Consider the following 13700-nt stretch of genomic DNA (forward strand, 5'->3'; position numbering starts at 1 on the left):
AATTCGGAGCAAGCTTATGTCTGCTAATATCGTAAATACCACTGATGCTGATTTCCAAGCAGATGTTCTAGATTCACAAACTCCTGTACTGGTTGACTTCTGGGCAGCATGGTGTGCGCCATGTAAAGCCATTGCTCCTGTACTTGAAGATTTGTCTCAAGAATATGAAGGTAAAGTAAAAATTGTAAAAGTAGATGTGACTTCTTGCGAAGAAACTGCAGTGAAATACAACATCCGTAATATTCCTGCATTACTTTTGTTCAAAGATGGTCAAGTCGTTGCTCAACAAGTAGGTGCAGCGCCGCGTTCTAAACTGGCTGCTTTTCTTGATGAAAATACCTAAGGTTTTGCAATAAAATGCGATATCTCATACGCTATTTAAAATAGCGTATTTTTTTTGCTGAAAAATTGACAAGCGCGTTAATCTGGCTTATATTTCTTGAGCAAGAAGTGCTGAAGAAAAATCACTTCACCTGCCTTCTTACATGCAAGACACAAAACATAAGATCGCCGCTCGGCACTAGCAATTGTTTTCATATATTTCGTACCGAAACAATCAACCAGACTTCTGCGTTTGTGACTATGCAAGTGCGTATATTTCGCATTTGAATACTTGCGGCTGACTTTTGCTTCTCTTATTTGACTCCACTTTATTTTCCTTATCAATCTGACCACTTATGAACTTAACCGAACTCAAGAAAAAACCGATTGGCGAACTCATTAAGATTGCTGAGTTTATGGGCCTTGAAGGAATGGCTCGTAACCGTAAGCAAGACATTATTTTTGCCATCTTAAAGCGCCATGCAATGAATGGTGAAGAAATCTTTGGTGATGGTGTTCTCGAAATCCTCTCTGATGGTTTTGGTTTTTTACGTTCAGCTGCAGGCTCTTATCTTGCAGGTCCAGACGACATCTATGTCAGTCCTTCGCAAATTCGTCGTTTTAATTTGCGTACAGGCGATACGATTACAGGAACCATTCGCCCACCAAAAGAAGGTGAACGTTATTTTGCACTGTTAAAAGTCAACCAGATTAATTACGATACTCCCGAAAATTCGCGCAATAAAATTCTTTTTGAAAATTTAACTCCCCTTTTTCCAACCGAGCAACTGATTATGGAGCTTGGTAATGGTACGACTGAAGATTTAACCGCACGCGTGGTAGATCTTATCGCACCAATTGGTAAAGGTCAGCGTTCAATTATTGTTGCGCCACCTAAAGCGGGTAAAACCATGTTGTTACAAAACATCGCGCAGTCGATTGTTCGTAATAACCCTGAGGTTTTCCTCATTGTTCTTCTCATCGATGAACGCCCAGAAGAAGTGACTGAAATGGAGCGTACTGTTCGTGGTGAAGTTGTCGCTTCAACCTTTGACGAATCTCCCGCACGTCATGTTCAAGTCGCTGAAATGGTAATTGAAAAAGCCAAACGCTTGGTTGAACATAAAAAAGATGTGGTGATTCTGCTCGATTCGATTACCCGTCTGGCACGTGCTTATAACACAGTGATTCCATCATCAGGAAAAGTCTTAACAGGTGGTGTGGATGCGCATGCTTTAGAACGTCCAAAACGTTTCTTCGGGGCAGCACGTAACATTGAAGAAGGTGGTTCACTTACCATCATTTCAACTGCACTTATTGAAACAGGCAGCAAAATGGATGAAGTGATCTACGAAGAATTCAAAGGTACAGGTAACCAAGAAATCACATTGGATCGCCGTATTGCTGAAAAACGCGTATTCCCAGCCATGAACATCAAGAAATCAGGTACTCGTCGTGAAGAGCGCCTGATGGATGAAGACAACCTACGCAAAGTCTGGATTCTGCGTAAATTACTTCATCCTATGGATGAACTTGCTGCAATGGAATTTCTACTCGATCGAATGAAAGAAACCAAAACCAATGATGACTTTTTCGATCAAATGAAACGTAAAGCTGCAAACTAAGCTCGTTGAGATATTTGCAAAAGGCTGCCCTAGAGGGCAGTCTTTTGTTTTGGTTGACTTTTTTTACATAAATATACAATTGTGATTTTTTAATGTTAAAGATATTGCATTTAAATAACAAACTCACCAACTAAAGAGTAAAAAATGTTTAGGTTTTAGATGGTTAACAATTATTTATCCAATATAAACTGACTTTTTAATTGTTATTTTCTGTTAATAATTAGACTATTTTATCGCTTTTTTCACTGAATTTTATCGTCCAGCAGTAGTATTTCATCATAGGCAGTGATAGCATATTTGCAGACCAGTTAGACTGCTCCATGCGTTGTTACCTAGCTTCGTTAGGAATAATTAAAGCACAAACAGGCTAACACCGGTTTTTTTTAATCTCACAATATTTATGAGAGTGATGCCATGTTATTCAAGAAAATCGCTATTGCTGCTGCTATCGCTACTACTTTAGCTTTCGTTGGTTGTGCAAAGAAAACTGAAGAAGCTGCTGCTGACGCTAACGCTGCTGCATCTGAAGCTACTGCTGCTGCATCTGATGCTGCTGCTGCTGCAACTGACGCTGCTGCTGTTTCTGCTCCAGAAGCTGCTGCTGCTGCATCTGACGCTGCTGCTGCTGCAGACACAGCTGCTGCTGCTGCAACTAACGCTGCTGGCGCTGCAACTGACGCTGCTGCTTCTGCATCAGAAGCTGCTCACTAATCTAATATTTAGATTTAGTGTCAAAAAAGAGAGCTTTTTAGCTCTCTTTTTTATTTAAACTTTATAAATAAAATAAATTAAATTAATTATTTAAAATTCAACTTACTTCCTATCCTGATCATACACATCATAATTGAATAAGATGCCCTTTATTAAAGGGTTTATCATCATTTGATCTAGCGTTTACAATAAGAAAAGTTATAAAGCAGACGTAACATCTGTCCAAGCAAACATTCATCAATTAATAAAGATGACATTCAGAGTTATTCTAATCGCTATTCTCAAACAATGAAGGACTTCGTCACTATTTACCCACAACAAGAAGTCAGTACCTGTCCAATGTTACAGGGTATTAAGTTTTAACTATTATGAAAATAAAATCTAAGAATTTTATCTTAGCTGCAAGGTAAAGCATTAAAAATGGCAGGATTAGACCTGCCATTTTCCAAACATTTATGAAGAATAAAAAAAGAGCAGGTTAATCCTGCTCATTTCCTACGCGCTGTCTAAATTTTTGACCCGCTCTAAAGGTTACGACTCGACGTGCAGAAATTGGAATTTCTTCTCCTGTTTTAGGATTACGCCCAGGGCGCTCACGTTTATCACGTAATTCAAAGTTGCCAAAACCAGAAAGTTTTACATGCTCACCTGCGATGAGCGCTTGGCTAATCTCTTCGAAAAACAACTCAACCATTTGTTTTGCTTCACGACGATTTAAGCTCGTGAGCTCACTTAAATGATCCGCCATGTCTGCTTTAGTTAATGCTGTCATGAGGCCCTCAATGTCGCTTGATAAGTGTTTTCCAACACTTCTATAATTTGATCCATACCAGATTTAATTTCAGCATCTTCAAGCGTACGTGAAGGATGTTGCCACAATAGTGCAAATGCTAAAGAGCGTTTACCTTGTTCAACACCTTGACCCGTATACACATCAAACAACCAACTAGAATCCAGAAGGTTTCCACCTGTTTGTTTAATTAACTGCTGAATATCACTCACATTTATATTATCACTGATTAATAGCGCAATATCACGTCGAACCGATGGAAAACGTGATAATTCTGTAAAATTAGATACATAAGATTGCAAAACTGCACTTTGATCTAGTTCTGCAACCCAAGTTACACCTAAATCAAGATCATTTTCAAGTGAAGGATGTAAACGACCTAAATATCCGATCGATTTACCTTTCACAAGAATCTCAGCAGATTGTCCTGGATGTAACCAAGCACGTTCCGAACGCGCATATTCAACTTGAATTCGACCCGCTGCTAGAATCTGTTCAACTTCACCTTTGAGATCGAAGAAATCCATTGGCTGCGCTTTAGCATGCCATTGTTCAGGAATACGTGAACCTACGGCAATTAATGCTAAGGTCGGAATTTGTTTTAAGTCATTAATCGACTGTGCATTTTGATAATCAAAACGTAAACCTAGCTCAAACAAACGTACACGACTTTGTTGACGATTTAAATTGTATTGTACACACGGGATTAAACTGGAAAGTAAAGTGCTACGCATTACAGCCAAATCACTTGAAATCGGGTTTGCTAATGCAAGTGGATTTACATCTGAATTCAATTGTTTCTCCAGCTTTAAATCCGCAAAGCTAAAACTAATTGCTTCCTGATAACCAAGTGTAGCGATCGTTTGACGCAATTGATCCTGTTCAAAACCATCCTGATACGCACTGAACTTCACATCGATTTGCGGTAGACGAATCTGAATATTGTCATAGCCATGAATACGTGCAACTTCTTCAATCAAATCCTGATAAATCACCATATCGTAACGATGTGAAGGCGGTACAACTGACCACTGGCCTTGTGCTTTTACAGTTACCAAACAGCCAAGACGGGTTAAGGCATCTGTAATGAACTCAGCCGAAACCTGATAACCAAGTAATGCATCTATCTGTGCCTGATCCAATTCAATGGCTTTACGCTGTGGCAATAACTCAACTTTTTCTGCCACACTAATTGGACCGAACTCACCGCCTGCATACTGCTGAATCAGCTGTGATGCACGATTCATTGCCAACATTGGCAATTCAAAATCTACTCCACGTTCATAACGTTGCGATGAATCTGTGTGTAATCCAAAACGACGTGCGCGCCCTGCAATTGCTAGAGGTGCAAAGAATGCACTTTCAAGGAAAATATCTTGAGTTGCATCAGTCACACTAGATTCAAGCCCCCCCATAATGCCAGCAATCGCCAAGGCCTTAGCCTCATCAGCAATTACCATGATTTCAGGATTCAACTCAACTTCCTGTTCATTCAAAAGCATTAACTTTTCTTGGGATTGGGCTTGACGTACCTGAATATCACCTTGCAATTTCGCCAAATCAAAAGCATGCATCGGCTGACCGAGTTCCATTAAGACATAGTTGGTAATGTCCACCAAAATACTGTGTGTACGGATGCCCGAACGAGCTAATGCCTGTTCCATCCAAGCTGGGGTCGTAGCTTTTACATTGACATTTTTGACAATTCGACCTAGATAACGAGGTGCACCTTCAGTTGCTAGTTGAACTTGCTTTTGATCTTCAATACTTGCAGCAACGCCTTCTATCGCAGGCTGAATCACAGGCAATTGATTGATTACACCAATTTCACGGGCAATTCCACGAATACTAAAACAGTCACCACGGTTTGGCGTAATGCTAATATCAATAACATTATCGTCAAGTTTAAGATATTCGCGAACATTCATACCCACGGGCGCATTGTCAGGTAATTCTAATAAACCATCGATTTTATCTTCCAGATCAATCTCTGAAGCGCCGCATAGCATCCCTTGTGATTCCACACCACGTAGCTTGCCTTTTTTGATTTTAAAATCGCCTGGTAATACTGCACCGATGGTAGCCACAGGTGCTTTCATGCCCACACGAACGTTGGGCGCACCACAAACAATTTGTAATGGTTCGCCTGAACCAATGTTTACTGTAGTTACACGCAAACGATCCGCATCAGGATGCTGCTCAACTGTTAGGACTTCACCGACAACAACGCCTGTAAATGGCTTGGCAACGGATGCAAGTTCATCCACCTCCAGACCAAGCATAGTCAATTGGTCAGCTAAAGTTTCACTATTAATTGCGGGATTAACCCAAGTGCGTAACCAGTTTTCGCTAATTTTCATTTGTATAAAACCTTAATTTAATCCTGAAAAATGTTTAAGCAAATTGGCGTAAAAAACGCACATCATTTTGATAGAACATACGCAAGTCATTAATGCCATAACGCAACATTGCAAAACGTTCTACCCCTAAACCAAAGGCAAAACCCTTGTATTTTTCAGGATCAATTCCTGCTGCCTGTAGTACATTTGGATGCACCATGCCACAGCCCAATACTTCCAACCAACGACCGCGCTCGTCCATAATATCCACTTCAGCACTCGGCTCTGTAAATGGGAAATAAGAGGGACGGAAACGTACGTTTAAATCTTTTTCAAAAAACTCATTAAGCAGATTGATCAATAGACCTTTCAGTTCAGCAAAACTGGTGTTTTCTGCAACATACAAACCTTCAATTTGATGAAACATCGGTGAATGAGTTTGATCTGAGTCACAACGATAAACACGGCCTGGACACACAATACGAATTGGCGGCTGCGTCGTTTCCATTGTACGAATTTGCACACCAGAGGTGTGTGTACGCAGTAAATGATTAGCATCAAAATAAAAGGTATCGTGCATAGCACGTGCAGGATGATGTCCGGGAATATTCAAAGCTTCAAAGTTATGATAATCATCTTCCACTTCAGGCCCAGTAGCGACCATAAAGCCAGCTTTGGTAAAGAACTGGCAGATACGTTCTTGTACCTGAATGACAGGATGAATACTGCCTGTATGCTGGCCTCGTCCCGGCAAAGTAATATCAATCGTTTCACTGGCCAGTTTTTGTTGTAATGCAGCTTGTTGTAACGCATTTTGGCGCTCAGTCAATGCGCTATTAATCGCTTCACGAACGGCATGAATGGCAGCACCCTGAACCTTACGTTCCTCAGGATCCATTTTGCCTAATGCTTTCGATTGTTCTGCAAGCTGGCTTTTTTTCCCTGTAAATTGAACTCGAACCTGGTCGAGGGCAGCAAGGTCTTGAGCCGCTGCAATGGCAGCAAGCGCGTCGGTGGTCAGGGCTTCCAGTGACATAGTAACTCTCAAAGCAACAAAGTTATAAATAAAATAAAACTCTGCATTCTAACAGTTTTTAGACACAATGATGAAGATCAAACACAGTAAAATTGCGATTCAATGCAGCCACCCTCTAGTCATTTGAATTATAAAACGTATAAGATTGAAAGCAGCACCAATGAGAAAACTGAACAATGGCACTTGATCAAATCTGGAAACAACAACTTAGTCTGGTCACTTATGGCAATGAATATCTAAGCCATGATCTAAGTTTTAACCGTTGGTTACAGCATTCTATTTTTTATCAGCATTATTTTCAGTTTCGTGATCTTCATTCACAACATTTGCTTGCGCAGCATTTTCAAATCTGGCTTGAAGGATTAAAAAAGCAAGGTGTCTATCGCATTAGCCTTCATCTCTCTACATTGCTCAGCGATGAACAAAACCCCAATGCCAACGTTGAGTTGCTCCCTTTTACACATTTTATTGTCAGTCATGAAAAAAATAAAAAAACTGCATGGATTTTAGGTAAAGAACTTGCCGAATGGTACCTAAATGAGAATGACTTTGAAATTCCAGCATCACAACAAGCAACCTTACACGAAGAAACATTTTGGCGATTTGATTTATCGGATAAGTTATCCAAAAAAATTGAAACCGATTTAAAAGAATCGGACTGGGATGAAATCCAGACATTTATTGAAAATGAATTATTTCGTAGCAAGTACACTCATGATTTTATCGAACCACAAAATCGTGATTTACCTTATTATGGAATCGACGCCAAACTGGTTCATAAACCAGATGGTTCACCTTTACAGGATATGCAATATCTGGCACTCATTCCGACTGATTATTCTGCAGATGTCGCGCATGAACTTTTGCATCGTACTCAAGCTCTGTCAGATTTTATTGATCAATTGCGGCAGCATCCTTATCGTGAATCTGGTGAGATGCTGACACCTGAAGATCAAATTAATCTGCGCAATTTTTCTCAAAAAATGGATGATTTAAATGCCAAGTTGATTGTAAAAATTGCCAATCATTATAAATCAGCACAACGGGCTCCTGTGGAAATTGCATCACCTCTCGATCCTCACGTCCAAACCACATTGCAAAGCAAAAAGTCATCTGCACCGCATCATCATCAAACGCATAAAGTTAGTTCGTCAGGTGTAATTAAACTGATCATCCTCACGATTATTATCTGTGCCTGTGCTTATTATTTTGGACTATAAAAAATTTTAGAGCATTAAAAAACCTAGAACAAATTTGTGCTAGGTTTTTTCAAATGTTTTAAAAACTTGGTCTAATTTTTATAACTACTTTATGTCCACCATCATGTTGATTGACAATGTGATGAACATTCTCGATTTCACCTTCAACTTCTGCATCTGGCCCATAAAAAATTCGAATCGTTTCACCCTTTCTCGGCAAAATACTCAACTCCGTTTCAATTGTACCTTGTTCTATACCTTCTACGCTGACTAACATCTTTTTTATTCTCCTCCAGTTTTCTTTACTGTAAAAAGATTCGAAGGTAAATGTCTAATCAAAGATGTTGATGTTGTGTAATTTATAATTAAATCAAAATTTTATAAATTGATTTATCATCATTTAACTCTGCATGATCTATATTGATAAAATCAGGCTCAGGTATCCACTCAAATTGAACAGCAAATATCTCGGTTTATATTAATAACATTGCTTTCACGACGAGATGCATGCCCTCTATTACCCGACTATCTGCATACGAAATAATAGGCTAATCAAGATCAACATCTGAAAGATGTGGAACGTGTTCAACAATTTTTCCCGTTGTCGGATATTCATCAAGAAATTAATAGGCTTCTTTCAATTCCCTGAATCTGATTTAGACACATTTCTTTCACAATCGGTTCTTTTTGAGTTGAGCGAAATGATGACTATCCCAGCTATAAATATTACCCCAACTTCACAAAGTAGTATTGCTTACATATTTCAAAATTCTCGAAATCGTGATCAGATTAAAATAAAAATGAATAAAATAAAAAAGACCGCTAAAAAGCGGCCTTCTTTGAATCTCTAAGCTTATGCAGCTAGTGCGCCTTTAGCTTTTTCAGCTAAAGCAGCAAATGCAACTGCATCATGCATAGCGATGTCAGCTAATACGCGACGGTCGATGATCACTTGAGCTTTTTTCAAGCCATCGATCATACGGCTGTAAGACAAACCGTTTTGACGAGCACCGGCATTGATACGCGCAATCCATAAAGCACGGAATTGACGTTTCTTCTGACGACGGTCACGGTAAGCGTATTGACCAGCTTTGATTACCGCTTGGAACGCTACGCGGTAAACGCGTGAACGAGCACCATAGTAACCTTTAGCGCGAGCAAGAATTTTTTTGTGACGACGATGAGCCACTACACCACGTTTTACACGAGCCATTTATAATCTCCTTAGATGTATGGGCACATACGACGAACTGAATTCATGTCAGAAACATGAACCATTACACAGCCGCGTAATTGACGGATACGTTTAGCAGATTTTTTGGTCAAGATGTGGCGCTTGAACGCTTGTTTACGCTTAAAACCGTTTGCAGTCGCTTTGAAGCGTTTAGCTGCACCACGGCGAGTTTTTAACTTAGCCATAGTAACCTCTTTTAGGCACCTGTTCGGCTCGTTTGCACCATTGCAAATCGACCTGCAGGTAAGGAAGGCAGTATGATATAGCATCTTTGCTCAAAACAAAAGCAGATAAAGGCGAATTATAAGGCTTATGTACAAATAAGTTTTGCTATTTTCCTACGATAAAAAAATAACGCTAATCATCTTTTTTTAAGAATTCATGCTTATAATTGAAGCAATATTCTCAATATACGATAGTTATGAAACCCAAGCAGGATGCTTTTGCTGCCCTCCGATATCGCGACTTTTCCATTATTACTGTCAATCAATTTTGCCTGACACTTGCCGTTTTGATTCAGGAAATTATTGTTGCCTATTCTCTTTATAAAATTACCAAAGATCCGCTTACTTTGGGTCTAATTGGTCTAGCGGAAGCAATTCCGTTTATTAGCTTGTCGCTACTGGGCGGCTATGTGGCAGATAAGTTTAATAAACAATTAATTATGAAAATTTGTTTGTTCTTTTCATTTCCTTTGCCCTTAGTTCTGTGGGGGTTGTTTCATTTATACGGTTTAAACCAGATTAGTGTACATGCTCTAGCAATTGGCATTTATGCTGTTATTTTTTGTTTTGGTGTGATTCGCGGTTTTTACAGCCCTTCAGCGACCTCATTAAAACCTTTTTTGATTCCTCGTGAGTTATATGCCAATGGTGCAACTTGGACCACGATTGGTTGGCAAAGCGGTGTCATTTTAGGCCCAATGCTCGGTGGCTTTATGCTGGCCTTTTTAGGTCGCGAAACCAGTCTGTTTAGTGTTTCCATTTTATTGTTCGTTTGTTTTTGTTTGATCTTATTACTTAAGAAAAGAAGTTTTCCCGCAATCGAACATGAAAATATGTGGTCAAGTCTGGGAGAAGGCTTTCGCTTTATCTGGAAGACCAAAATTGTACTTTGGGCCATTTCTCTTGACCTAGTTTCCGTACTATTTGGTGGTGTGATTGCACTATTGCCTATTTTTGCAGAAGATATTTTAAAAGTCGGACCAGAAGGTCTAGGCTATTTACGTGCAGCACCATCTATTGGTGCATTAGTGACTATGATTGCTTTAACTAAATTCCCTCCAACCCATCATGCATGGCGCAATATGTTATTGGCAGTTGCTGGTTTTGGGGTATTTACCATTATTTTTGCTTTTTCAAATCACATAGGTTTATCTCTATTTGCATTAGCAATGACAGGCGCATGTGACAGTATCTCCGTCGTGGTCCGCCAAACGATTTTACAAATTTTCCCACCAGAAAATATGCGGGGTCGTGTGGCAGCAGTAAACGGTATGTTTGTCTCAAGTAGTAATGAATTAGGCGCATTTGAATCAGGTTTGGCTGCTAAATATCTCGGAACGATTACCGCAACGATTTTTGGTGGTTGTATGACGCTAGCAGTGGTGGTATTAAGCTGGACAAAGACCAAAGATTTATTTCATGTCGATATTAATAAAGGTTCTGATCACTAAAGTCTGCATTTTTTTGTTGCGTGTATTTCCTGAAAAGGGAATACTGCGCAACAAGCTTTAACAACCATTCACCCTATAAAATGAAACGATCTATTTTCTGCCTTGCACTTTGTACAAGCTTATCAATGATTCAAATTGATGCCAAAGAAAACTCATCTCAATTAGCATCTCAAAAAAGCTCTGCATTACCCGCGCATTTGACCACCCGAATAGAATGGCGTGATTTTCCCAAACTTAATTATGACAATGATGATCTATTGGGGCAGGATCGAGCTGCTATTTTACGGGTAACCGCAGATGAAACAGGAACAGTGACTCAAGTCAAAGTTCAAGAAAGTACAGGCAGTCAAAAGCTGGATGATTTACTTGTTAAAGCGACTCAGCAAGCAAAAGTTAAACCCTTTCAACAAGATGGAAATCTAATTTCAACGATTGGTTATCAAACCTTTAATCTTGATTATAAAGACACTGATGCAATGGCAGAATGCATTTATCATTTTAATTCAAATAACTGGTTAAAACAGCAAAGCTCAAAATCCGTTCCATTTGACTATCTTCAGCAACCTGCTTTGACAATATCTCGTGATGAACTCAAAGGCAAAGATCGTTTAGTACGCTTCAATTTTAAAGTAAATAAACAAGGTGAAACGACCAAAGTTAAAATTAAAAAGGGTTCAGGCATTTATTCACTGGATGCTCAAGTAATGCAGGCTATTTCCAACACAAAAGTTGAAGTTCCAAAGAAACTTTGGTTTTTTAAAAAATCTAATCTCAAAGATGAAATTCATTTTAAACTGGATGAATGTCCACATTTATAACGCTTTAAACTGACCAGAAAAATACGTCTGGTCAGTCAATCAGTGATATTAAATCTTTTTCTTTTCACACATCAGAACATTATCACATCGAGAATCAGCAGCATTTAACTTCATAATAAGAATTAAATCTAAAAAAACTATCCACTTTTTGACTCGATTAAGTGACTTGAATAGATAAAGCCCTTTGTATGGCAGGACGGGCGGTCAAGCGCTCAACATACTCTTTCACATACGGATAATCATTTAAATCAATAGATTGCCACTCGTGACGTAAAGCCCAGGGCAAAATTGCCATATCAGCAATTGAATATTCTCCAGCAACAAATTTCTGTCCAATCAACTGTGTATTTAGGACACTATAAAGTCGCTTAGTTTCGGTCACATAGCGATCGATCGCATACGGAATCTTTTCTTTGGCAAAGCGACCAAAATGATGATTTTGACCGAGCATTGGACCAAAACCTCCCATCTGCCACATCAACCATTGTTCAACCTCGACTCGCTCTTGCTCATCCGTTGGGTAAAAAAGTCCAGTCTTACGGCCCAAATATTGTAAAATTGCGCCAGATTCAAAGATGGAGATGGGTTCATGATTGGGGCCATTTTGATCAATGATGGCTGGGATTTTATTATTTGGCGAAATTTTTAAGAAATCTGGCTGAAACTGGTCATTTTCTAAAATATTAATCGGAAAAATCTGGTATTCCAGTCCCATTTCTTCAAGTGCGATGGTGATCTTATGTCCATTGGGTGTGCCCCAATAATATAGGTCTATCATGAAATACCTGCTTATCCTATTTTTCTATCTTTAAGTCCTTGTATACGTTTATAACATGGTTTTTAACATGTGTTAAAAGTATACAAAGTGATTTATTCTAACAGCGACTTTGCTTAACAACCTTAAAGACAATCATGAAATGAGAATCTGAATTCTTATTTTGCAGTTACATTTTGTTTACTTTGATACTCTTTCGCCTGCTCACCTACAAATTTTCGACCTTGATTTTCTCCTTGTATCCATTCATCTATAGAAAATAGATCAAACAACCCAACTTTGAATAATGTTGGAATGGCTAGGATAAGTTCCTGCTCTACAACTCCACGTTCACCCGTATTATAAAGTTGAATATTATGCAACATCGTTGCAACTGTTCCTGTCTGTACCTGACTACCATCTTTAAGTTTAACAGACGGAAGTACCTGACCGTTTTCAATAACTTTCTGATTAATGTTGGCGAGTTGCTTCGTTCCTTCAATTTCTGACATGTTTTTCTCCTTAAGCTTATTTTTTATAGTTTGAGTTTATTCAACGCCTTTTCAATAGAATTGGTAAAATAGTTTATAAATAAATATAAAAAAACGCAGCTTTTCGGCTGCGTTTTTTTATATAGGGAAAGATTACTTTTTCTTTTTCGGTCCAAGTAACATGCCCATTTGACGACCTTCCATTTTCGGTGCCTGTTCAACTACACCAAACTCAGTGACGTCAGCTTCAATTTTTTGTAATTGAGCCAATCCAAGTTGTTGATGAGCCATTTCACGACCACGAAAGCGCAATGTGATTTTGACTTTATTCCCTTCTTCAAGGAACTTTAAAATCGCACGAAGCTTAACTTGATAATCTCCTACATCCGTTGCTGGACGTAGTTTGATCTCTTTCACCTGTACTTGATGCTGTTTTTTCTTCGCATCTTTTTGCTTTTGCTTCAAATCAAACAAGTGCTTGTTGTAATCCATGATTTTACAAACAGGTGGTTCTGCATTGGCAACAATCTCAACGAGGTCAAGATCTACTTCTTCCGCAGCACGCAACGCTTCAGCAAGTGAAACGATCCCTTTTTGTTCTCCATCTGCTGCAACGAGGCGTACTTCTTTTGCACGGATCTCGTCATTAATAGCAGGACGGTTACTTTTTGCACCTTGTTGTTGGTTACGATCAGGCTGTTTAATCT

General features: G+C 39.0%; 15 protein-coding genes. 6 read left to right on the plus strand and 9 right to left on the minus strand.

The annotated features are described in order from the left end of the window. Positions 1-16 precede the first annotated feature (16 nt). The 3 genes from trxA (at position 17) to IAE19_RS08510 (ending at position 2657) form a co-directional block, all read left to right on the plus strand. On the plus strand, positions 17-343 hold the full coding sequence (gene trxA, locus IAE19_RS08500; RefSeq protein WP_004993046.1) for a thioredoxin: 327 nt from the start codon (positions 17-19) through the stop codon (positions 341-343). A 334-nt stretch (positions 344-677) separates the two neighbouring features. Beyond that, a complete protein-coding gene (rho, locus tag IAE19_RS08505; RefSeq protein ID WP_200460518.1) occupies positions 678-1946 on the plus strand; it encodes a transcription termination factor Rho in 1269 nt (422 codons plus the stop codon). Between the two features lie 414 nt (positions 1947-2360). Beyond that, positions 2361-2657, plus strand: coding sequence for a hypothetical protein (locus tag IAE19_RS08510; protein WP_200460519.1), 297 nt, complete (start codon positions 2361-2363; stop codon positions 2655-2657). 478 nt (positions 2658-3135) lie between these two features. Here IAE19_RS08510 and IAE19_RS08515 read toward each other — a convergent pair whose 3' ends face one another. From IAE19_RS08515 to pheS, 3 genes are read right to left on the minus strand one after another with little or no spacing between them, the layout of a single operon-like run. After that, on the minus strand, positions 3136-3429 hold the full coding sequence (locus IAE19_RS08515; RefSeq protein WP_200460520.1) for an integration host factor subunit alpha: 294 nt from the start codon (positions 3427-3429) through the stop codon (positions 3136-3138). Continuing rightward, positions 3426-5807, minus strand: a complete 2382-nt coding sequence (pheT, locus tag IAE19_RS08520; RefSeq protein ID WP_200460521.1) for a phenylalanine--tRNA ligase subunit beta — start codon at positions 5805-5807, stop codon at positions 3426-3428. The genes IAE19_RS08515 and pheT overlap by 4 nt, the downstream gene beginning before the upstream one ends. A 34-nt stretch (positions 5808-5841) precedes the next feature. Next, entirely contained in the window at positions 5842-6822 is a 981-nt protein-coding gene (pheS, locus tag IAE19_RS08525) for a phenylalanine--tRNA ligase subunit alpha (RefSeq protein WP_200460522.1), read from the minus strand. Between the two features lie 176 nt (positions 6823-6998). Between pheS and IAE19_RS08530 the strand changes: the two genes are divergently transcribed. Next, positions 6999-8042: a hypothetical protein gene (locus tag IAE19_RS08530; protein WP_200460523.1), complete on the plus strand. Its 1044-nt coding sequence runs from the start codon at positions 6999-7001 to the stop codon at positions 8040-8042. A 58-nt stretch (positions 8043-8100) separates the two neighbouring features. Here IAE19_RS08530 and IAE19_RS08535 read toward each other — a convergent pair whose 3' ends face one another. The 3 genes from IAE19_RS08535 to rpmI all read right to left on the minus strand — a co-directional run bounded on the left by IAE19_RS08535 (position 8101) and on the right by rpmI (position 9440). Then, positions 8101-8298 carry a hypothetical protein gene (locus IAE19_RS08535; protein WP_200460524.1) on the minus strand — a complete coding sequence of 66 codons (198 nt, stop codon included), beginning with the start codon at positions 8296-8298 and terminating at the stop codon, positions 8101-8103. A 576-nt stretch (positions 8299-8874) separates the two neighbouring features. Continuing rightward, positions 8875-9234 carry a 50S ribosomal protein L20 gene (gene rplT, locus IAE19_RS08540; RefSeq protein WP_000124858.1) on the minus strand — a complete coding sequence of 120 codons (360 nt, stop codon included), beginning with the start codon at positions 9232-9234 and terminating at the stop codon, positions 8875-8877. A gap of 11 nt (positions 9235-9245) precedes the next feature. Further along, positions 9246-9440, minus strand: coding sequence for a 50S ribosomal protein L35 (gene rpmI / locus IAE19_RS08545; RefSeq protein ID WP_002054552.1), 195 nt, complete (start codon positions 9438-9440; stop codon positions 9246-9248). Between the two features lie 236 nt (positions 9441-9676). On the opposite strand from rpmI, the gene IAE19_RS08550 reads away from it, so the two are divergent. Further along, the gene (locus tag IAE19_RS08550) at positions 9677-10930 is read left to right on the plus strand and encodes an MFS transporter (RefSeq protein WP_200460525.1); all 1254 of its coding nucleotides are present in this window, start codon (positions 9677-9679) and stop codon (positions 10928-10930) included. Positions 10931-11010: 80 nt separating this feature from the next. Beyond that, complete coding sequence (locus IAE19_RS08555; protein ID WP_200460526.1) at positions 11011-11748, plus strand: TonB family protein; 738 nt, start codon at positions 11011-11013, stop codon at positions 11746-11748. A 157-nt stretch (positions 11749-11905) separates the two neighbouring features. Here IAE19_RS08555 and IAE19_RS08560 read toward each other — a convergent pair whose 3' ends face one another. From IAE19_RS08560 to infC, 3 genes are all read right to left on the minus strand, one after another. Then, the gene (locus IAE19_RS08560) at positions 11906-12526 is read right to left on the minus strand and encodes a glutathione S-transferase N-terminal domain-containing protein (RefSeq protein ID WP_200460527.1); all 621 of its coding nucleotides are present in this window, start codon (positions 12524-12526) and stop codon (positions 11906-11908) included. Positions 12527-12681: 155 nt separating this feature from the next. After that, positions 12682-13014: a hypothetical protein gene (locus IAE19_RS08565; protein WP_200460528.1), complete on the minus strand. Its 333-nt coding sequence runs from the start codon at positions 13012-13014 to the stop codon at positions 12682-12684. A gap of 132 nt (positions 13015-13146) precedes the next feature. Continuing rightward, positions 13147-13698 (minus strand): translation initiation factor IF-3, encoded by a 552-nt coding sequence (gene infC, locus IAE19_RS08570; RefSeq protein ID WP_200460649.1) that lies wholly within the window; start codon positions 13696-13698, stop codon positions 13147-13149. Positions 13699-13700: the final 2 nt, after the last annotated feature.

This window comes from Acinetobacter sp. S40 (genome assembly GCF_016624705.1).
Lineage (GTDB): Bacteria > Pseudomonadota > Gammaproteobacteria > Pseudomonadales > Moraxellaceae > Acinetobacter.